The sequence below is a fragment of the Bradyrhizobium canariense genome, assembly GCF_018130465.1.
Taxonomy (GTDB): domain Bacteria; phylum Pseudomonadota; class Alphaproteobacteria; order Rhizobiales; family Xanthobacteraceae; genus Bradyrhizobium; species Bradyrhizobium canariense_C.
The window spans coordinates 143,479-164,388 of record NZ_JAFCKJ010000011.1 but is presented as its reverse complement, the minus strand read 5'-3'; the positions used below and the strand labels follow the sequence as shown (position 1 = coordinate 164,388).

Annotated in this window: 18 protein-coding genes; 9 read left to right on the top strand and 9 right to left on the bottom strand. The window is 65.3% G+C overall.

What is annotated here, in order from left to right:
- The first annotated feature begins 246 nt into the window (after nucleotides 1-246).
- The 4 genes from JQ591_RS26165 to JQ591_RS26150 are packed head-to-tail and all read left to right on the top strand — an operon-like array spanning nucleotide 247 to nucleotide 3,580.
- On the top strand, nucleotides 247-762 hold the full coding sequence (locus tag JQ591_RS26165) for a winged helix-turn-helix transcriptional regulator (RefSeq protein WP_211398887.1): 516 nt from the start codon (nucleotides 247-249) through the stop codon (nucleotides 760-762).
- Between the two features lies 1 nt (nucleotide 763).
- The gene (gene fabF / locus JQ591_RS26160) at nucleotides 764-2,020 is read left to right on the top strand and encodes a beta-ketoacyl-ACP synthase II (RefSeq protein ID WP_211398886.1); all 1,257 of its coding nucleotides are present in this window, start codon (nucleotides 764-766) and stop codon (nucleotides 2,018-2,020) included.
- 44 nt (nucleotides 2,021-2,064) lie between these two features.
- Complete coding sequence (locus JQ591_RS26155; RefSeq protein WP_211398885.1) at nucleotides 2,065-2,697, top strand: LysE family translocator; 633 nt, start codon at nucleotides 2,065-2,067, stop codon at nucleotides 2,695-2,697.
- A 7-nt stretch (nucleotides 2,698-2,704) separates the two neighbouring features.
- Nucleotides 2,705-3,580 carry an alpha/beta fold hydrolase gene (locus JQ591_RS26150; protein WP_211398941.1) on the top strand — a complete coding sequence of 292 codons (876 nt, stop codon included), beginning with the start codon at nucleotides 2,705-2,707 and terminating at the stop codon, nucleotides 3,578-3,580.
- A gap of 113 nt (nucleotides 3,581-3,693) precedes the next feature.
- Here the strand turns inward: JQ591_RS26150 and JQ591_RS26145 are convergent, their stop codons facing one another.
- The 3 genes from JQ591_RS26145 to JQ591_RS26135 all read right to left on the bottom strand — a co-directional run bounded on the left by JQ591_RS26145 (nucleotide 3,694) and on the right by JQ591_RS26135 (nucleotide 8,403).
- Entirely contained in the window at nucleotides 3,694-4,578 is an 885-nt protein-coding gene (locus tag JQ591_RS26145; RefSeq protein WP_211398884.1) for a 4-(cytidine 5'-diphospho)-2-C-methyl-D-erythritol kinase, read from the bottom strand.
- A gap of 28 nt (nucleotides 4,579-4,606) precedes the next feature.
- Nucleotides 4,607-6,409, bottom strand: coding sequence for a tetratricopeptide repeat protein (locus tag JQ591_RS26140; protein WP_211398883.1), 1,803 nt, complete (start codon nucleotides 6,407-6,409; stop codon nucleotides 4,607-4,609).
- Between the two features lie 332 nt (nucleotides 6,410-6,741).
- Entirely contained in the window at nucleotides 6,742-8,403 is a 1,662-nt protein-coding gene (locus JQ591_RS26135) for an electron transfer flavoprotein-ubiquinone oxidoreductase (RefSeq protein ID WP_211398882.1), read from the bottom strand.
- Nucleotides 8,404-8,539: 136 nt separating this feature from the next.
- Here JQ591_RS26135 and JQ591_RS26130 point away from each other — a divergent pair, with 136 nt between their 5' ends.
- On the top strand, nucleotides 8,540-9,346 hold the full coding sequence (locus tag JQ591_RS26130; RefSeq protein ID WP_211398881.1) for a uracil-DNA glycosylase: 807 nt from the start codon (nucleotides 8,540-8,542) through the stop codon (nucleotides 9,344-9,346).
- 6 nt (nucleotides 9,347-9,352) lie between these two features.
- Here the strand turns inward: JQ591_RS26130 and JQ591_RS26125 are convergent, their stop codons facing one another.
- The 5 genes from JQ591_RS26125 to JQ591_RS26105 all read right to left on the bottom strand — a co-directional run bounded on the left by JQ591_RS26125 (nucleotide 9,353) and on the right by JQ591_RS26105 (nucleotide 14,155).
- Complete coding sequence (locus tag JQ591_RS26125) at nucleotides 9,353-9,958, bottom strand: hypothetical protein (RefSeq protein ID WP_211398880.1); 606 nt, start codon at nucleotides 9,956-9,958, stop codon at nucleotides 9,353-9,355.
- A gap of 23 nt (nucleotides 9,959-9,981) precedes the next feature.
- Complete coding sequence (locus JQ591_RS26120) at nucleotides 9,982-11,490, bottom strand: glycosyltransferase family 39 protein (RefSeq protein WP_211398879.1); 1,509 nt, start codon at nucleotides 11,488-11,490, stop codon at nucleotides 9,982-9,984.
- A gap of 98 nt (nucleotides 11,491-11,588) precedes the next feature.
- Nucleotides 11,589-12,434: a ribonuclease HII gene (locus tag JQ591_RS26115; protein WP_211398878.1), complete on the bottom strand. Its 846-nt coding sequence runs from the start codon at nucleotides 12,432-12,434 to the stop codon at nucleotides 11,589-11,591.
- Nucleotides 12,435-12,511: 77 nt separating this feature from the next.
- Nucleotides 12,512-12,967, bottom strand: coding sequence for a VOC family protein (locus tag JQ591_RS26110; protein ID WP_211398877.1), 456 nt, complete (start codon nucleotides 12,965-12,967; stop codon nucleotides 12,512-12,514).
- Between the two features lie 24 nt (nucleotides 12,968-12,991).
- Nucleotides 12,992-14,155, bottom strand: coding sequence for a PA0069 family radical SAM protein (locus tag JQ591_RS26105; RefSeq protein WP_211398876.1), 1,164 nt, complete (start codon nucleotides 14,153-14,155; stop codon nucleotides 12,992-12,994).
- Nucleotides 14,156-14,365: 210 nt separating this feature from the next.
- Here JQ591_RS26105 and JQ591_RS26100 point away from each other — a divergent pair, with 210 nt between their 5' ends.
- Nucleotides 14,366-16,780 carry a phosphoketolase family protein gene (locus JQ591_RS26100; protein WP_211398875.1) on the top strand — a complete coding sequence of 805 codons (2,415 nt, stop codon included), beginning with the start codon at nucleotides 14,366-14,368 and terminating at the stop codon, nucleotides 16,778-16,780.
- Nucleotides 16,781-16,788: 8 nt separating this feature from the next.
- Nucleotides 16,789-17,979, top strand: a complete 1,191-nt coding sequence (locus JQ591_RS26095) for an acetate/propionate family kinase (RefSeq protein ID WP_211398874.1) — start codon at nucleotides 16,789-16,791, stop codon at nucleotides 17,977-17,979.
- 10 nt (nucleotides 17,980-17,989) lie between these two features.
- Here JQ591_RS26095 and JQ591_RS26090 read toward each other — a convergent pair whose 3' ends face one another.
- Entirely contained in the window at nucleotides 17,990-18,829 is an 840-nt protein-coding gene (locus JQ591_RS26090) for an RMD1 family protein (RefSeq protein ID WP_211398873.1), read from the bottom strand.
- Nucleotides 18,830-19,161: 332 nt separating this feature from the next.
- Here JQ591_RS26090 and JQ591_RS26085 point away from each other — a divergent pair, with 332 nt between their 5' ends.
- Nucleotides 19,162-19,737, top strand: coding sequence for a glycosyl transferase (locus JQ591_RS26085; RefSeq protein WP_211398872.1), 576 nt, complete (start codon nucleotides 19,162-19,164; stop codon nucleotides 19,735-19,737).
- Between the two features lie 62 nt (nucleotides 19,738-19,799).
- The gene (locus JQ591_RS26080; protein WP_211398871.1) at nucleotides 19,800-20,729 is read left to right on the top strand and encodes a bifunctional helix-turn-helix transcriptional regulator/GNAT family N-acetyltransferase; all 930 of its coding nucleotides are present in this window, start codon (nucleotides 19,800-19,802) and stop codon (nucleotides 20,727-20,729) included.
- Nucleotides 20,730-20,910: the final 181 nt, after the last annotated feature.

Here is a 20,910-nt window from a genome sequence, read left to right as displayed (position 1 = left end):
GAAGCAGTGTGCGCACCGCATCAACATCGTCATTGCGAACGCAGCGAAGCAATCCAGAGCCCCTCCGCGGAAAGATTCTGGATTGCTTCGCTGCGCTCGCAATGACGGAGCAAGGAGCGCGGGCGTCGCTCGCCAACTCATTCAGATCACAGAGACAGTTTTGCGGTCCCGCCACTCGTCCTTTCGTGCGAGCAAGCTACCTCCTAGTTACTTGCATTTTGCAAGTTACTTCCCTACCTTCCCCTCATGCAGCCCAAATCCCCTTCCATCCTGGAATGTCCGGTTGGCCGCGCCGTGGAGACGGTCGGCGAATGGTGGAGCATTTTGATCCTGCGGGATGCCTTCCAGGGCGCAACGAAGTTCGACGAATTTTCGCAAAGCCTCGGGATCGCGCCGAACATCCTGTCGCGGCGTCTTGCCCATCTCACCGAGAGCGGCATGTTCGTTCGCCGCCGCTATCACGAACGGCCGCCGCGCTACGAATATGTGCTGACGGACAAGGCGCGGGATTTCTTTCCCGTGATCGTCGCACTGCTCGCCTGGGGCAACAAGCATCTCGCGCCGAAGGGCGAATCCATCCTGCTGGCGAACCGCGACGATGTTCGCCCGTTCGATCCGGTCGTGGTCGACGCTGCCGACATGCAGCCGATCACGCTCGCCAATGCGATCATCATCGCAGGTCCCCGCGCCAGCCGCGGGATGCGCCGGCGGCTGGCTTCGCTCAGGGCCATGAACCCGGCCGTCGCGCCGGTGGGAGACTGACATGCGTCGTATCGTCGTGACGGGAATGGGCGCGGTGTCGCCGCTTGGTTGCGGTGTCGAACTGTCCTGGCGCCGGCTGCTTGCCGGTCAAAGCGGGCTGCGCCCGCTGCCGGAATGGTCGCAGGCGCTGCCCGCGCGCATCGCCGGCCTCGTGCCCGACAAGGCGGATGACGCGGACGGCGGCTTCGATCCTGCTCAGGCCGCCGCGCCAAAAGACCAACGCAAGATGGACCGCTTCATCCTGTTCGCGCTGCTCGCCACCGCAGAAGCGGTTGCGCAGGCCGGATGGACGCCGCAGGACGCGGCGGCTTTGGAGAGGACTGCGACGATCATCGCCTCCGGCGTCGGCGGTTTTCCGGCGATGGCGGAGGCGGTACGCATCACCGAACAGCGCGGCCCGCGCCGGCTGTCGCCGTTCACGATCCCCTCCTTCCTCGCCAATCTCGCCGCCGGCCACGTCTCGATCAAATACGGCTACAAGGGAGCGCTGGGCACACCTGTCACGGCGTGCGCCGCCGGCGTTCAGGCGATCGGCGATGCCGCGCGCATGATCCGCGCGGACGAGACTGACGTGGCGATCTGCGGTGGGACGGAAGCCTGCATCGACATCGTCAGCCTCGGCGGCTTTGCTGCGGCCCGCGCACTGTCGAGCGGGTTCAATGACGCGCGGGCCTCGCGCCCGTTCGATCGCGACCGCGACGGTTTTGTCATGGGCGAAGGCGCCGGCATCCTGGTGATCGAGGAGCTGGAGCATGCGTTGGCGCGCGGCGCGACGCCGATCGCGGAGATCGTCGGATACGGCACGACCGCGGACGCCTATCACATGACATCAGGTCCGCCTGATGGCGACGGGGCCCGGCGCGCCATGGAGATCGCGCTCCGGCAGGCGCAGCTTGCACCCGCGGATTTGCAGCACCTGAACGCGCATGCGACGTCGACGCCTGCGGGCGACGAGAGCGAACTTGGCGCGATTGCCGCGCTGTTCGGCCGTAGCCGCGGCATCGCCGTGAGCGCGACCAAATCGGCCACCGGCCATCTTCTCGGCGCCGCCGGCGGCCTGGAGGCGATCTTCACCATCCTCGCCCTGCGCGACCAGATCGCGCCGCCGACCCTCAATCTCGAAAACCCCGATCCGGGCGCGGACGGCATCGACATCGTCGCCGGCGCGGCCCGGCCGACGCCGATGCTCAACGCCATCTCCAACGGATTCGGCTTCGGCGGCGTGAATGCCAGCGTGATCTTCCGCCGGATCGGCTAGGCAAGAGGGCTTGCAATCGCGGCAAGCTGCGCTACGAAAACAGGATGATCGAAACGAATTTCTGGCTATTCCTGGCCGCAGCTTTCCTCATTGCCGCCGTTCCCGGCCCCGGCATTTTCTACGTCGCGGCACGGACCTTGTCGGAAGGGCGCGCCAGCGGTTTTGCATCGACCGCCGGCACCACGCTCGGCGGGCTGGTTCACGTGGTCGCGGGCAGCCTTGGCATCTCCGCGATCATCCTTGCCAGCGCCGAGCTGTTTGCCGCCGTGAAATTTGTCGGGGCGCTCTATCTGGTCTGGCTCGGCATCAGGACGTTTCGCAGCGCCAGCCGCGCGCTGTCATTCGACAGCGAGCCCGTCGGCGACAAACGCGCCTTTCGCGACGGCGTGCTGGTCGAGGCGCTGAACCCGAAGACCGCCGCATTCTTCCTCGCCTTCATTCCGCAGTTCCTCGACCCGGCGGGATCGAACCCGACGCTGCAGTTCATGATGCTGGGTGCGATCTCGGTGACGCTGAACACGCTCGCCGATATCGGTGTGGTGCTGATGGCCTCCGCGACACGCACGCAGTTGATCGGAAGGCCGGATCTGATGCGACGTCTCACCCAGGGCTCCGGCGTCTTCTTCGCAGGGCTCGGCCTGTCGCTCGCACTGGCGCGGCGACCCGTGAATGGATAGCTCCACCATGCTCGCCCCGCAAAGCCGCACTTACGAGTCTCACGGCCTGCGGCTGCACTATGCCGACTGGGGCAATGACGGCGCGCCCGTGGCGATCCTGGTTCACGGCGGCCGCGATCACTGCCGGAGCTGGGACGTCATCGCCCGGTCACTACAGCCGCATTTTCACGTGCTCGCACCCGACCTGCGCGGTCACGGCGATTCCGACTGGACCACGGGCGGCAGCTACGCGCTGACGGAGTATGTGTACGATCTCGCCCAGCTCGTCCGTGCCATCGCAGCGCCTCAAGTGACTCTCATCGGCCATTCCATGGGCGGCATGGTCAGCCTGATCTTTACAGGGTCATTCCCCGAACAGGTCTCGAAGCTGGTCGTGCTCGACGGCGTGACGATGCTGCCGGATGCACCAAAACCGCCGGTGCATGAGCGCATCGGCAAATGGGTCGGTCAGCTGGACAAGCTGCACGACCGCGCACCCCGCCGCTATTCGACCCTCGAAGACGCGGCGGCGCAGATGGTGCTTCACAACAAGCGGCTGTCCCGCGACCTCGCGCTGCATCTCGCCACCCACGGCGCGCGGCAGAACGAGGACGGCACCTATAGCTGGAAGTTCGACCCCTACCAGCGCGCCTCTGCGCCGCACCGGCTCTGGCCGGACGATCACATCGCGCTGTGGTCGCGCATCGCCTGTCCGACGCTGCTCTTGAATGCCGGGGAAAGCTTTCTGGCTGGCGCCAGGGCCGCGGGCCTGGAGCGCTACTTTCCGCAGGCGCGCGTCGAGACCATCGCCGGGGCTGGACACTGGCTGCAGCATGACAAGCCGCAGGAGGTGTTGGGTGAGATCCGGAAGTTTCTAGGGCTGGCCGAGGAAAGCGGCGGCTAGCTCAACGGCTGTAGCCCGGATGGAGCGTAGCGTAATCCGGGACCGCCGCAGCCGAACCATCCCGGATTGCGCTTCGCTCCATCCGGGCTACGGCACCGTCGTCGGGGAAATACCTAGCTAAGCGTCCCCGCGTGCACCCACCAGCCGGAATGATCCCTGCGGATCTTCTCGGCGGCGGCATGCGCCTCGGCAGACGCACTATAGATCGCAAAGCACGTCGCACCCGAGCCGGACATGCGGGCGAGCTTGACCCCGGCGGAGCCACGCAAGGCTTCCAGCACGTCGCCGATCACCGGCTCGATGCGCATCGCGGGGGCTTCGAGATCGTTGGCGACGGTCTCGAGAGTGTCGACCCAATCGGCAATGGAGGCGCCCTCGTCCGGCCAGGCCGGGGCATTGAGGACGGAGGTGGCGCCGACCAGGAGTTCGCCGTTGCGCAAGCCCAGCGCCTGGAACACATCCTTGGTCGCGACCGGCACGCGCGGGTTGACCATCACGCAGGGCATGCTCGGCAGCATCAGGGGCAGCAGCTGCTCGCCGACGCCGGTCATGTCGCAGGCACGCGAGAACAGACACACCGGCACGTCGGCGCCGGTCGCAAGCGCAACCTTCTGCAGCCGCGGCTCGTCGAGCGACAAATTATTGAGACGCGCCAGCAACCGCAGCGCCGCCGCGGCGTCGGCCGAGCCGCCGCCGATGCCGGCCGCGACGGGAAGCACCTTGTCGAGCGCGAAGGCGCCCAGCTTCAGGTTCGGCACGGCTTCGGCCAGGAGCGTGGCCGCCTTGAACACGAGGTTGTCGGCCATATCGCCGCAGGCCGCCGCGAGCGGCCCCGTCGTGGTGAGCTTCAGCTCGCCGCCGGGCTCCAGCGTGAGCCGATCGGCGCAGTCGGCAAAGGCGACCACGCTTTCGAGATCATGATAGCCGTCGGCACGACGGCCTACCACGCGAAGGCTCAGATTGACCTTCGCGCGCCCTTCTTCAATCAACGCCGGCATTGACGACACGCCCCCAACTTCAACTCACTCAGCCGCCCTTGCCGTCGTCCTTCTTCTTCTCCTTCTCCGCCTGCGCAGCCGAGGAGTTCGAATTGTCGTCGGTCATACCATTTGCAATCTTGGCCTCGATCTTCGGAAGCTCATCCGCTTCGGGCTTGAGATCGCGGGCGTGGGCCCACTGGAACTTGGCTTCCAGCGTGCGGCCGACGCGCCAATAGGCGTCGCCAAGGTGATCGTTGATGGTGGGATCCTCGGGCTTGAGGTCAATGGCGCGCTCGAGGTTCTTCACCGCGTCCTCGTAATTGCCGATGCGGTAATAGGCCCAGCCAAGGGAGTCGACGATGTAGCCGTCGTCCGGGCGCTGCTCGACCGCCCGCTTGATCATCTTCATGCCCTCGTCGAGATTGACGCCCTGGTCGATCCAGGAATAGCCGAGATAGTTGAGGACGTGCGGCTGGTCGGGCTGCAGCTCGAGCGCCTTCTTCATGTCGGCTTCGGCCTTGCTCCACTGCTTGGAGCGCTCCTCGCAGATGCCGCGATAATAGTACCAGACGCTGTTGGCCTTGTCGTTGCCGGCCGGCAGCACGTCGACGCCTTGCGAATAGGTCGCGCCGCATTCGCCAAACTTCTTGCGGCCGCGCTCGATGTTGCCGAGCGCCATGATGGCTTCGAGATCCTTGGAATCCTCAGTGGTGACGCCCTTGAGGATCTTGATCGCCTCGTCGGTGCGGTCGGCGGAATCCAGATCGATGGCGAGCTGAATCTGGGCGTTGCGCTTGAGCGGCGAGGACGACGGCACCCGCTCATAGACCTTGATCGCCATCTGCGGCCGCTTCACCGATTCATAGAGATCGGCGAGCGAGAGCAGCGCCAGGGGATGGGTTGGCTGGAGGTAGAGCGAGAGCTGGAGATAGACCAGCGCCAGATCCTCGCCACCGCGGCGGGTCAGCGTGGCGCCGATGCCGTAGAGCGCTTCGGCGGCGCCGGCTTGCGCGCTATCGACCAGCGGCGGCATCTTCTTGCCGGCCTTGGTGTCGCGCAGCCCTTCCACGATCAACGGGTGGCGGGCGAGCTTCTTGTCGAAAGCCTGGTAGACGGTGGTCGCGGCGGCCGAGTCCTTGTTGCGCGACAGCCAGCGCGCATAGGCCTCGGTGACGCGCAGCATGGAATCGTCGAGCTTGTAGGCGCGCTCGAACCGGGTACCCGCGTCCTTCTCCTTGCCGGAGAGCTCGAGGATCATGCCGGCGTGGAGGTCCTTGAACAGCGGATACCATTCCGGACCGGCCAGCTTGTCGATGGTGGCGACACCGCCCTTGGCGTCGCCCGCACCATAGGCGGCCCAGCCCGACAGCAGCGTGGCGACGAGATCGGTGATCGGACCGCGGATCGACTGGTTGATGTTGGTCTGCGCGGTCGCGTACTTCTTGAACTTGAGATCGTGCACGCCGACGACGAGGCGCGCAACGCGGTTGGTCTTGTCGATGGTCAGGATGCGCTCGGCGAGCTTGACGGCTTCGTCGATGTCACCGTCGGCAACCGAGGAGATGAAGGCGCGGTCGAGCAGCTCGTTGTTCTTGGGGTCGGTGCGCAGGGCCGAGCGATAGAACGCGGCGGCGGAGGTCGCATCGCGCTCGACGCTGGCGTGGCGGGCCGCGAGATAGCTGCCGGAGGTGGTCAGCGCCTTCAGATCGTTTCGGGTCGGAAACTGCGCCGCCGTGTCGGAAGGATGATCCGGCGTCTGCGCCAGGACCGCCCCGGGGACCGTCGCGATCGCTGTGCCCATGAGGGCGATGGCGGCAACAGTCCAGCGGTTGAAACGATTTGAAAGCATCAGGGCTCGCCTTGAGTTGGTAGTGCCTGGGTTTGCAGCAAAGACCGTATCGCATGCGAACGCGGCCGGTGGCATGGTGACCCGGAACCGTCGGGTCGGACAATGCCGCTTTTGGCGCTTCACCGCAAGGATTCGGGCCGGGCGATCCCCTCCGCACGCCCCAAATCGGCCAAGTGACCGGTCAAGAGCGCCCCAAGACGCCGCTAGTATGGCCGTATCGTGGCCACGGACCGCGACCGTGGCCAGGTTCTCACGCGAACGTGCGTCCCAGGGCCAAGGTCACGCAATTTTGGTCACATTCGGCTCTGGTCACATGGATCGGTGACCCCCGCTTACATCGCCTCGTAGTTCGGGCCGCCGCCGCCCTCTGGCGGAACCCAGGTGATGTTGCCGTTGGGATCCTTCACGTCGCAGGTTTTGCAGTGGACGCAATTCTGGGCGTTGATCTGGTAGCGCGGACTCGCTCCCTCCTCGACCCACTCATAGACGCCGGCCGGGCAATAGCGATTCGAGGGACCGGCGAACACGTCGTGCTCCGAGGTCTTCTGGAGGCTCATGTCCGTGACCTTGAGATGGACCGGCTGGTCCTCCTCATGATTGGTATTGGACAGAAACACTGACGAGAGCTTGTCGAAGGAAATCTTGCCGTCCGGCTTCGGGTAGTTCTTGGGCGCGTGGGTCTTGGCCGGATCGAGCGTCGCGCGATCGGGCTTGGCGTGCGACTGGGTGCCAAACAGCGAGCCGCCGAACAGCGTGTTGCACCACATGTCGAAGCCGCCGAGCGCAACGCCGAGCACGGTGCCGAACTTCGACCACAGCGGCTTGACGTTGCGGACCAGAAACAGATCCTTGCCGACCGACGAAGAGCGCCAGGCGTTCTCGTAATCGACGATCTCGTCGTTGGCACGCTCCGCGGCAAGCGCAGCCGCGACGTGCTCGGCGGCAAGCATGCCGGTGCCCATCGCATTGTGCACGCCCTTGATGCGGGGAACGTTGACGAAGCCTGCCGCGCAGCCCATCAGCGCGCCGCCGGGGAAGCTGAGTTTTGGCACCGACTGATAGCCGCCCTCGGTGATGGCGCGCGCGCCATAGGCGAGCCGCTTGGCGCCCTCGAAGGTGCCGCGGATCGAGGGATGGGTCTTGAAGCGCTGGAATTCGTCGAACGGCGACAGATACGGATCGTCGTAGTTGAGATGCACGACGAAGCCGACGGCAACGAGATTGTCGTCGTAGTGGTAGAGGAACGAGCCGCCGCCGGTCTTCAGGTCGAGCGGCCAGCCGAACGAATGCTGGATCATGCCCTTCTGGTGCTTGGCGGGATCGATCTGCCAGACTTCCTTCAACCCGATGCCGAACTTCGCCGGCTCGCTGTTGGCATCCAGCGCGAACTTCGCGATGAGCTGCTTGGTCAGGCTGCCGCGCGCGCCTTCGGCGAACAGCGTGTACTTGCCGAGCAATTCCATGCCACGGGTAAAGGAGTCCTTCGGCTTGCCGTCCCGGCCGATGCCCATGTCGCCGGTGGCGATGCCCTTCACCGCGCCCTGCTCGTCATAGAGCACTTCGGCGGCGGCAAAGCCCGGATAGATCTCGACGCCGAGGGCCTCTGCCTTGCGCGCGAGCCAACGGCAGACATTACCGAGCGAGCCGATATAGCAGTGATGGTTGTCCATCAGCGGCGGCATCATGAAGTTCGGCAGCCTGATCGCGCCGCCGCCCGTCATCCAGAAGAAGCGATCCTCCTTGACCTGCGTCTTCAGCGGGCAATCGGAATCCTCGCGCCAGTCGGGAACGAGCTTGTCGAGCCCGGCCGGGTCGATCACGGCGCCGGAGAGAATGTGCGCACCGACCTCGGAGCCCTTCTCCACCACGACGACATTGAGATAGGCATTGATCTGCTTCAGCCGGATCGCGGCCGACAGGCCCGAGGGGCCGGCGCCGACGATGACGACGTCGAATTCCATGGATTCGCGCGGGGGAAGTTCTTCGGTGCTCATCTGATCTCAGCCCTTGAGACGGTCCTTGGTCGATTGCGCCCTCTTGTTTCCGATTTTTCCGGGTAGGACAACCTCGGAAATGCGTTTCGCCGGGGTGCAAGGCGCCCCAAACTGATATAAAAGTCCGACTTTCCAAATGATCCCCGAACCCGCACCCACCGTCCGAGAGCTGCTCGCCTTCTATCTGGAGGCCGGTGTCGACTGCGCGCTCGCGGAGGAACCGATAGACCGCCTGGCGGAAGTGGACGCTCCGCCCCCGGCCCCGCGCGCCGCACCTCCGGTCGAGGCGCCACGGCCGGTTGCTGCTCCCGCGGTCATCCGCGGCGAGGCCGCGCCCGCGCCCGACATCGCGATTGCCTCGGCGCGCGAGGCCGCACGCACCGCGCCGACCTTGGAGGCGCTGCGCGAGTTGATGCAGAGCTTTAACGGCTGCGCGCTGAAGCATACGGCGACACGGCTGGTCTTCGCCGACGGCAATCCGCAGGCGCGCATCATGTTCGTCGGCGAGGCGCCGGGTCGCGACGAGGACATCGAGGGCCTGCCCTTCGTCGGGCGCAGCGGCAAGCTGCTCGATTTGATGATAGGAGCCATAGGCCTCAACCGCACCACCGCCTACATCGCCAACGTGATCCCCTGGCGGCCGCCCGGCAACCGCACGCCGACGCCGCAGGAGACGCAAATCTGCCTGCCCTTCATCCAGCGCCAGATCGAGCTGGTGAATCCGGATGTGCTGGTGACGCTCGGCAATCCCTCGACGCAGACCCTGCTGTCGACCCGCGAAGGCATCATGCGCACCCGCGGCCGCTGGTTCGACTACGAGACGGGCGGGCGCACCATCCGCGCGCTGCCGACCTTCCACCCCGCCTATCTGTTGCGCTCGCCGTCGTATAAGCGGCTGGCCTGGCAGGACCTGCGCGCGATCGCGAAGGTGCTGGCCGGCTGACGTCTGTCAGGTCCTGTCCGCCACCCCCGGCATGACCTGCGGAAGCGCATAGCGGTTCGCCAGCAACCGAGCCAGCCATTCACGCTCGACCTCGCTTGCCTGCGAAGCGAGATCGACGCGCTTGGCGTCCACATCGACGGTCAGGCGGTTGCCCGCTTCCGTTTCGCGCAGGCGCAAGGACTGAAGCTGTTGCCGGCCAAGCTCGGTCTGGAGCCGCTTCGAAAAGATCGACCTCCAGGAATTCAAGCTGGAGCCCCTCCGATAGGAATTGAGCTCAAGCGGCGGAATTCCGGAATCATAGTCGATACCGTTGCGTCTCAGGACGAACGTCTCGGGCACGCCGGGTCGAAATATTCGAAACACGCTGTAGGCTGCCAGGATGCCGCCGACAGTCCAGGCGCCAAGCCAGAAGACGATGAAGGCGTTGCCCTGCCCGGACAGGAGCGTGGTCAGCGCCGACTTGAAGCCGAACGCCCAGCCGCCGAGCCAAAATATAAGAAACACGCCGCCGAAATAGCGTGACGGAGCCCCCTTCGCGGGAACCACGATGACCGGGCCGGCGCCATCCTGCCTGATCGATATCTCCGAGCCGATCGGCGGATTCAAATCCATCTGAAGCCCCTGATCTTTCCGATTTAGGATCCCTTCGGCCGCACGATGGCCCAGCCGATGCGCAGCAGCTGCTGGCGTCCGGTCACCAGCCATTCGAAGGCGCGCGGGACTTCCGGGACGATGCCGGGAAAGCGCGCGAGGATTTCCGGCGGCGGCGTGCCGGCGGTATCGGAGGCGCGCCAGACCACGACGCCGCCGGTCTCGCTGAATTTGGCTTGATTCATCCAAGGCGTACGCGCGGGCTCGGCATCGATGAAGAGATGCGGCCGGCCGGAATGCAGCGTGATCAAGCTCGCAAGCTGGGTCTCGCCGGCGACCGCGCGCAGGCGATGATTGGTGCGGCGGGCAAAGCTCTCGTCGAAGAAGTCCGAAATCGCCCGCGCCGGCATCGAGGTCGCGATCTCGTTGGCACCGGTCCACGGCAGGAACAGGACGGCGAGCACGACGCCGATGGCGGGCGCCATGACGGCGGCGGCCCATACCATCCGCAGCATCCTCGCGCGGCGCATCGCGATGAGATCGCCGGCCGCCACGACCACGGCAAGCCCCGACATGACCAGCACGACGCCGGCGCCACCGACGACGGCGTCGAGGCCCAGCAGGCCGGAGATCAGCACCGCGCCGAGTGCCGGCGCCAGCGCGAAGAAATAGACGAAATTGCGCGCGAGCGGCTCGACCGGCGGGCGGTAGATGATCGGCGCCTCCTCGCTCTTGGGAACGAACAGGCCGGTGTTGAGGACCGTCAGCGCCGGGATCGCCGCCGCACCGAGCAGGAGTCCCCCGAGCAGCCAGGCCGCATGCAGCGCGCGGGCATTGAGTTCGGCGACCTCAGGCAGGGCCGGCAGGACGAGCGCCTCGGCGCGCATCAGCCAGACCGCATAGGGCAATGCCAGCACGGCGACGACCACCAGCGCGAACAGCGGGTCGAGTGCGCGCAACGTGCGTCGGCCGCCCGCGGTTGCGAGCGCGAAGACGATGATCAGCAGCAGCAGGTAGATCGCAGCCGGTGTCGTCAGCAGCAAGAGGCCCGCCTCGATCGACCAGGCGAACCAGGCATTGCCGCGGCGCTGTCCGATGATCTGCCAGGAATGCAGCAGCAGCAGCGCCCAGAGCGGCCGCGCCAGCACCAGGGGGCCGAAGTCGAGTGCGGGCGAGGAGAACGCCAGCAGCGTCATGGTCAGCAGCACGGCCAGCACCGCCTGCTGGGGGCCGACCACCGCGCGGGACAGATGATAGAGCGTGATGAAGGTTGCGATCCCGCAGAGCTCGGCCAGGACGTAGACGCCGAACACGTGGCCGCCGGCGGCGCGATAGGCGATGTCGGCGAGCCAGACCGGCAAGGGCGGGCCGAGGTCGGTGCCGACCTGGTATTCGCGGCCGAAGGCCAGCAAGGTCGCGAGGCTGCCGGGCGGGCTGCGATAAAACACCAGCGCCACGAACAGCCACATCGCGGCCTGGAGCAGCACGGCGATCCAGACGATCAGCCGCGGCCGGGCGCGAATGAGCTCGATGACCAGGGAGGTAAACCGCATGCAACATCCGATAGATGCAGCCAACCCGTCCAGCCGGCCCTATTCGCTCACGACTGTTTTGATAAAGGGCGTGACGCGTCGTGGCAACCGAGTCTCGTCTAGAGATTTGCCGACGCGTCGGCTTCCACGCTGGCTTCCACGCTTGCTTCCACCTGCACCTCCACCTCGGTAACGGAGAACAGGTCCTGCGCCGGCTCGACCGTCCAGGGCATGTGCTTGGCGCGGGCGGCGGCGACGGGAGCGAAAAAGGTGCGGTGGTGGACGGTGGGGCCGAGGCGGTTGAGCGCGTCGAGGTGCTCGGGAACGGCGTAGCCCTTGTGCTGCTCGAAACCGTAGCCGGGGCAGTCCTGAGCCAGCGCGCACATCAGGCGGTCCCGCGTCACCTTGGCGACGATCGAGGCCGCTGCGATCGACAGGACGATGCCGTCGCCGCCTATCACCGCCTCGCAATCGCATTCCGTGTCGAGCCGGTCGCGACCGTCGACGAAGACGTGCCGGGGCTGCTCCGGCAGCGCCACCACGGCGCGCTTCAGCGCCCACAACGAGGCACGCAGGATGTTGTCGCGGTCGATACGGGAGCGCGAGGCGACGGCCACCGAGACCTGAGCTGTGGCGCAGATCCTGTCGAACAGCCTTTCGCGCTCCTCGGCCGTCAGGCGCTTGGAATCGTCGATGCCGCGCGGGATGCGGTCGGGATCGAGAATCACCGCAGCCGCCACCACAGGACCGGCCAGCGGCCCGCGGCCGGCCTCATCGCAACCCGCCACCGGCCAGACGCCGCGCTTGATCAGCGCGCGCTCGCGGCGGAAGCTTGGGGCGACGATGATGGCGCCCTTTCTGCCGGGCAGCGCCTTGGCCATTTTCTTGGGCGCAACCTTGTTCTCAGGCGCAGCCTTCTTTGGCGCGTCTTTGGCCGGCTTCCTGGCGGATTGATCCCGAATCATGGCCGGGATCGTGCGCAAGCGGTATCGCCTGCGCAACCGGGAACCTCGGACAATTCCCGTTATTCAAGTCAGGCGCCCTATTCCGCCAGATGTACCCGCCGGTCCTCGCCGACTTCGATGCCGGGCGCGACCACAACTTCCCAGGGATGGCCGTCAGGATCGGTGAAATAGCCGGAATAGCCGCCGTAGTCGGTCTCATGCGCGGCCTTCAGCAGCGCGGCTCCCTTGCCGACGGCGAATGCCAGCACCGCGTCCACCTCCTCACGCGCGCGGCAGTTCCATGCGAGCGTCATGCCTCGGAACGTCGCTGGCCTTGGATTTTCAGTCAAGTTGGCGTCGGCCGCGAGTTGATCCCAGGGAAACAGCGCGAGCACCGGACCGCCGGTGTCATAGAACGCAACGGCCTCGCCGGTCACCTTCAGCCGGCGCGAAAAACCGAGCGCGTCGTAAAAGGCAATGCTGGCGCGGATGTCATTCACGCCCAGCGTGATGACGGTGAGCCGCGGGATTGGAGCTGGCAGTTCGTTACTCATACGACACCTCTCCCACTTCGTCCCTCAGAACAGGCTGAGCTGATCGCCGTTCCGCTTCGGCTTGGCAAAATGATCCGTCGTCAGCTTGGAGCGCCGCTTGTTCAGCCCGAGCCTGTCGCAGGCGATCTCGAAGCGGCGGCCGATGGTCCAGGCCATCGGGCCGGTGCCCTTCATGCGCTCGCCCCATTTCGCGTCATAGTCGCGGCCGCCGCGCATGTCGCGGATCAGCGTGAAGACGTGGCGATAGCGGTCCGGATAGTTCGCCATCAGCCATTCGCGAAAGAGATCGCGCACCTCGAGCGGCAACCGCAGCAACACGTAGGAGGCTTCCTTGACGCCGGCATGGGCGGCGGCATCCAGGATGCGCTCGATCTCGGAATCGTTCAGCGCGGGGATGACGGGCGCGACCATGACGGTGGTCGGAATGCCGGCCTCGGAAAGCTGCTTCAGCGCCTCCAGCCGCTTCGGCGGCGTGGACGCCCGCGGCTCCATGGTGCGCGCGAGTTTCGGATCGAGCGAGGTCACGGAGATCCCGACCTTGGCGAGGTTGCGCTTGGCCATGCGCGCGAGAATGTCGATGTCGCGGGTCACCAGCGCCGACTTGGTGACGATCCCGACAGGATGGCCGGCGCGCTCCAGCACCTCCAGAATGCCGCGCATGATCTTGCGCTCGCGCTCGATCGGCTGATAGGGATCGGTGTTGGTGCCGATCGCGATCATCCGCGGCTCGTAGCCGGGCGCAGCAAGCTCCTTCTCGAGCAGCGCCAGCGCCTCGGGCTTCACGAACAGCTTCGACTCGAAGTCGAGCCCCGGCGACAGGCCGAGATAGGCATGCGTCGGCCGCGCGAAACAATAGACGCAGCCGTGCTCGCAGCCGCGATAGGGATTGATCGAGCGATCGAAGCCGATGTCGGGAGAATCGTTGTGGGTGATCACCTTGCGCGAGGTGTCGACCCCGACCGTGGTCTTGAACGGCGGCAGCTCTTCAAGGCTCTGCCAGCCATCGTCGAATGCGACGCGCGCCTCGGCCTCAAAGCGGCCGCTGGCATTGGATTGCGCACCCCGGCCTCGCCTGCGCTGGCGGTCAATGGCGACCGCCAGCTCAGGGAAGTCAGAAGGCGCACCCGCCGGCTCGGAGGGCGCCGTGACCGGCGGGTGCTTGAGAGCATGAGAGGATGCTGGACTCATGAAGCCAAGATAGCAGGTCGAAAGAACAAATCAAGAACACAAACAAGAAACTGAAAAACAAATCGATGCACGGTAGCCGCCCAAATTTCGGGCGGGCGCCTTTGACCTCGCGCAACACGCCCATCGCGACGATTTCGTTTGATGCCGGCCAGGGATCAATCGTCCCAGCACGATGTTGGTGACGATCGCTGGGTGAAGGTCGGCAAGAACATGACAAATCAAAGACAGTCGCCTGCGGCGAGCAGCGACCTCGGCCTCGTTGATCGCTATTGGCGCGCTGCGAACTATCTCTCCGTCGGGCAAATCTACCTGCTCGACAACCCGCTTCTGCGCGAGCCCTTGCGGCCCGAGCAGATCAAGCCGCGCTTGCTCGGCCATTGGGGCACGACGCCCGGCTTGAACTTCATTTATGCCCATCTCAACCGCGTCATCCGCGCGCTGGACCTGAGCGTGATCTATGTGTGCGGTCCCGGCCACGGCGGCCCCGGCATGGTCGCCAACACCTATCTCGAAGGCAGCTACAGCGAGATTCATCCTGATATCGCGCGCGATACCGACGGATTGCGCAAGCTGTTCAGACAGTTCTCCTTCCCCGGCGGCATCCCGAGTCACGCAGCGCCGGAAACGCCGGGCTCGATCCATGAAGGCGGCGAGCTCGGTTACGCGCTGGTGCATGCCTATGGCGCGGCATTCGACAATCCCGACCTGATCGTCGCCTGTGTCGTCGGCGACGGCGAGGCCGAGACCGGCCCGCTCGCGGCGTCCTGGCACTCCAACAAGTTCCTCAATCCTGCGCATGACGGCGCGGTGCTGCCGATCCTGCATCTCAACGGCTACAAGATTGCCAATCCGACCGTGCTCGGGCGGATGCGCGACGAAGATATCCACGATCTCTTCCGCGGGTTCGGCCACCAGCCGCTGTTCGTCGAGGGCGACGATCCCAAATTGATGCACCAGGCCATGGCGGACGCGCTCGACGTCGCGCTCGCCAGCATCCGCTCGATCCAGCAGCACGCCCGCGACGGCCGCGAGAGCGTCGAGCGCCCGCGTTGGCCGATGATCGTGCTGCGCAGCCCGAAGGGCTGGACCGGCCCCAAGGAAGTCGACGGCAAGAAGGTCGAGGGTTTTTGGCGTGCGCATCAGGTGCCCGTCGCGAACTGCCGCGAGAATCCGGCGCATCTGAAGATTCTCGAAGACTGGATGCGCAGCTACGAGCCGGAAAAGCTGTTCGACGCGAACGGCGCGCTCGTGGCCGAGCTCCAGGCGCTCGCGCCCGAAGGCAATCGCCGCATGGGAGCCAATCCGCACGCCAATGGCGGCCTTCTGAAGAAGGAGCTGAAGCTGCCGGACTTCCGCAGTTTTGCAATCGAGGTGCCGCAGCCCGGCGCCGTGACGGGAGAAGCAACCCGCGAGCTCGGCAAATTCCTGCGCGACGTCATCCGCCTTAACGCCGAGGCGCGCAATTTCCGCATCATGGGCCCGGACGAGACCGCGTCAAACAGGCTCGATGCGGTGTTCGAGGCCACTGAACGCGTCTGGATGGAGCCGATCGAATCCTACGACGTGCATCTCGCCCAGGACGGACGCGTGATGGAAGTCCTGAGCGAGCATCTCTGCCAGGGCTGGTTAGAGGGCTACCTGCTCACGGGCCGGCACGGCTTCTTCTCCTGCTACGAGGCGTTCATCCACATCGTGGATTCCATGTTCAACCAGCACGCCAAATGGCTGAAAGTAGCGCGGCATCTGCCGTGGCGGCGCCCGATCGCCTCGCTCAACTATCTGCTGACCTCGCATGTCTGGCGGCAGGACCACAACGGCTTCAGCCATCAGGATCCCGGTTTCGTCGATCTCGTCGCCAACAAGAAGGCCGACATCGTCCGCATCTACTTCCCGCCGGATGCCAACACGCTGCTGTGGATCGCCGATCACTGCCTGCGCACCTATGACCGCATCAACGTCATCGTCGCCGGCAAGCAGCCGGCGCCACAATGGCTGTCGATGCAGGCGGCGGCCACGCATTGCGACGCCGGCATCGGCATCTGGAGCTGGGCCGGCACGGAAGACACGACCGGCGAGCCCGATGTCGTGATGGCCTGCGCCGGCGACGTGCCGACATTGGAAACGCTCGCCGCCGTCGACCTGCTGCGCAGGGCGCTGCCCGAGCTGAAGATCCGCGTCGTCAACGTCGTCGACCTCATGACGCTGCAACCCAGGGAGCAGCACCCGCACGGCTTGTCCGACCGCGACTTCGACAGCCTGTTCACGCGCGACAAGCCGGTGATCTTCGCCTATCACGGCTATCCTTACCTGATCCACCGGCTGACCTATAACCGCACCAACCATGCCGGCATGCATGTGCGCGGCTTTGCCGAGGAAGGCACCACCACGACGCCGTTCGACATGGTCGTGCTCAACGGGCTCGACCGCTATCACCTCGCGATCGAGGCGATCGAGCGCGTGCCGGGGCTCGCAACCAAGGCGGCGCAGGTGAAGCAGCAATTCCGTGACAAGCTGATCGAGCATTCGCGCTATGTGCGCGAATACGGTGAGGACATGCCGGAAATCCAGGAATGGGTCTGGCCGAACAGCGCTGGCGGCAACACGCCGGCGGAGGCAGGCGACTGACAGCAGCCATGTCGAACACGGTTCTCGTTCTCAACTCGGGATCGTCGAGCATCAAGTTCGGCCTGTTCGATATTTCGGCGACCGAGCCCACCCTGCTCTGCAAGGGCCTGCTCGACGAGCACGAGACGAAGCCGCGGCTCATCGTGAAGAGCCCCGCGGGCGAAGAGCTGTTCGAGAAACGGAGGGAAGCATCGGATGCGGACAGCGATCATCTGTTCGCCGACGTGCTCGGCTTCATCGAGGATCGTTTCGGTGACCATCGCTTGCGCGCTGTCGGCCACCGCGTCGTGCATGGCGGTCCAGACTATTCCGGTCCGGTAGAACTGACGGATGATGTCACCGCAAAGCTGGAGGCGCTGACGCCGCTGGCGCCACTGCACCAGCCGCGGTGCCTGGCGCCGATCCGCGCCATCAGGGCGATAAGACCCGAACTGACGCACATCGCCTGCTTCGACACCGCCTTTCACCATGGCCTTGCGCCGCCCGCCAGCCGTTTCGCCATTCCGAGACGTTATGAAGAGCGCGGCATCCGGCGCTACGGATTTCACGGCCTCTCGTTCGAATATGTCGCGGGACGGCTCGCCGGAATCGCGCCGGACCTGGCGGCGAAGCGCACCGTGATCGCGCATCTCGGCAACGGCGCGAGCCTGTGCGGCTTGCGCGACGGCCGCAGCATCGACACCACGATGGGACTGACGCCGCTCGACGGGCTGGTGATGGGCACGCGCTGCGGCAGGATCGACCCGGGCGTGCTGCTCTATCTGCAACAGCACGAGAAGATGTCGGTCGAAGATGTCCAGCACCTGCTCTATCACGAGTCAGGCCTCCTGGGCGTCTCCTCCATCTCTTCGGACATGCGCACGCTGCTTGCGAGCAGCGAAGCTGCGGCACGGGAGGCGGTCGAGCTCTTCACCTTCCGCGCCGCGCAGGACGTGGCGGTGATGGCGACAACGCTTGCCGGGCTGGACTGCCTGGTCTTCACCGGCGGCATCGGCGAGCATGCCAGGGAAATCCGCAGCGCGATCGGCGAGCGTCTCGACTGGCTAGGTGTGCGCATCGATGCCGCTGCGAATGATGCGGCGGGCGAGCGCATCAACGGTGACGACAGCACGGTCGATGTTTTCGTCATCCCAACCAATGAGGAACTGATGATCGCACGGCATTGCGCGGCGGTGCTGCGACCAGACAATCGCATTTGAACGAGCAGAATCAGTGCGTCCCCGACCAAATCTGGAAACAGCCGATCGCGACCTCGATCACGATCAGCACCACCACCGCGATTTCGAGGCGGAGCGAGCGCTGGGTATCGATGATGTCGGTGAGCGCGTTGGCGGTCGCGGACACGGCGGTCAGCTTGCGCTCGAGCGTGTCGAGGCGCTCCTTCAGTTCGTACTCGACTTCAAGGCGGGCATAGAGCCGGTCGAGCTCGGGTTTCTCCCAGAGTACGTCGGGTTTCTCGGCCACCGCAACGCGGCCGGCGACGCGCTGCTGGACGAGAAGCGCATTGCCGATCAATTGCAAGATGCCCTTGCGCCGGGGCGGCGTGCGGCCCTGCTCGGCGAGCTTACGCGCAAACGGCTCGATAACATCGAAGACCGCGGCGACGCGGCGCTCGTCACGCGCGAGCGAGGTGCTCTTGGCAAGCGCGTCCGCGATCAGCAGCAGCCGGTCGTCGGAGAATTTGGCGAGGCAGATCGGGCCACCCGGCAGGATCGCCTCGGCGCTTTCGTCCTTGCAGAGTTGCGCATGGGCGATCTCCTCCTCGTAGGGGCTGAATTCGCCGATCACGCGGGGCTTCAGACTGTCGATCAGCACCTTCTCCTCCGAAGGGAGGAGGCCGATCAGCACCACAACGCCGTAGCGGAAGATGACCGCAAGGCCGGCATGGACACGGAAAGCGGCCGGCGTCGAGGAGACGGTCGCCCCCATCTCGATGCCGGACGGATTGATGCGTTCACCCAGCATCACGGCGCGGATCCGCAAGGTCGTCGCGCCGTCCGGCTTGGGAGATGTTGCCGGCGAGTTAACAGCAAGTTGATCGGCGTTCATGCGAAGCCCCTCGGCAGCAGCGTGATTGGAAGATTTTCCCGTCCCCGCGCTCGTCCGCTATCGCACCTCTTCTTGCAGGATTGCGAACGGCCGGCGCGTCGCGCAATATCGCGGCTGACCTCCGGATTAATACGGTCAGGACAGGTTGGCGCCGACACATTCGGCAATATCGCCACCCCCGCACGGGACATATTTGGATGCGACGGCTGTAGCGGTTTACCATCGTATACCGAAGCGCAGCCGAAAAGTTGCACTCGGCAGCGCCACATGTTTTATGACACCCTCATAATGAGCTACGCTTCTCCCGAAGTGCGGACACTGAAGCCTCAATCATGCTGAGCGTCATCATTCCGACCGAAGGCGTCGAGCAGACGGCGGTCGCAACTCTGGCCGCGCTGGTACCTGGTGCTGCCGCAGGCATCATCCGGGAAGTGCTCCTGGTCGACGGCACCCGCAATGGCGTCATCGAGCGCGTTGCCGACGTCGCGGGCTGCCGTTTCATCGGCTTCGAGGGATCCTCGCAAGGCGCCGCGCTCGCCGCCGGCGCACTCCAGGCCCGTTCGTCCTGGTTGATGTTCCTCCCCGCGGGCGCCGTGCTGGAAACCGGCTGGATCGAGGAAACCACCCAGTTCATCCAGAGCGTCTCGACCAGCGGCCGGGATCGTGCGGCCGTCTTCCGCTATGCGCGCTCGCCATACGCCGATGCCGGATTCCGCGATATCCTCCGGGCCGTGATGCGCAAGCTCGTCGGCCCCTTCGGCGATCAGGGACTTTTGATCGCGCGTGATCACTATGACCGGATCGGCGGCTACCCGCCCCAGGCCCGCCGCTCCGAGGCGCGGCTGCTCCGGCGGCTCGGCCGCTCGTCCCGGATCATGCTGCGCAGCCGGATCGTCATGGTCGGCTAAGGCACTCCGATACTTGCCAAAGTCAAATAATTATTTGACAATGGCAAATATCGAGGTGACCCATGTCATTCAACGGTACCGACGATCACATCGCAGCGGTCCGCGCCTTCAACCGCTTCTACACTCGCAAGCTTGGCGTGCTCGACCAGCACCTTGGAAAGAGCCCGTTCTCTCTCAGCGAGGCCCGCGTGCTCTACGAGCTCGCGCAACGGGACGACCTTGCCGCGAAGGAGATCGGCAACGAGCTTGGCCTCGACCCCGGCTATCTCAGCCGAATCGTGCAAAACTTCGACGAAAAGGGGCTGATCACCCGCAGGCCCCTGCCCTCGGATCGAAGGCAGTACCAGCTCAGCCTCACCGCCAAGGGGCGCCAGACCTTTGCCAAGCTGAACCTGGGCTCGCAAAATGAGGTCGCCGCAATGCTGGCTCAGCTTTCGGCCAGCGATGCAACGCGGCTCACGCAGGCTATGGCGACCATCGAGGCTGTGCTGGAGCAACGTCGAAGCCAGCCCGCGGCTTTCATGCTGCGCAGCCATCGCGTCGGCGACATGGGCTGGGTCATCTCCCGGCAGGGCGCCGCCTATGCGGCCGACTACAACTGGGATATCAGCTACGAGGCCCTGGTCGCCGAGATCTGCGCACAGTTCATCAAGGACTATGACGCCGCGCGCGAGCACTGCTGGATTGCGGAAGTGGGTGGCGAACCGGTCGGCTCGATCTTCCTTGTCAAGGCCACGGACGAGATTGCCAAACTGCGCCTGTTGCAGGTGGAGAAGAAAGCGCGGGGACTCGGTGTCGGCCGCGCGCTGGTCGAGCAATGCATCCAGGGCGCACGCGAGAGGGGCTACAGCAAGATGACGCTGTGGACGCAAAGCATCCTGGTCGCCGCGCGTGGCATCTATCAGAGTGCAGGCTTCAAGCTCGTCGCAACAAAGCCGCACCGCAGCTTCGGGCACGATCTGATCGGCGAGACATGGGAGCGGGATCTGTAGCACTCTCGTAACGAGCGAGATGCGCATGAATGCGCCCCCGCCCCTTGTGGGAGGGGGCGGCGCCGCCGATGGACGCGGGCTCAGTAAGGTGAGGGGTATGTTTCCGCGAGCGTTCGTGCCTGCGGAGAAAACCCCTCATCCGGCGCTATAGCCGAAGCTTCGCTTCGGCGTTCTTTAAGAA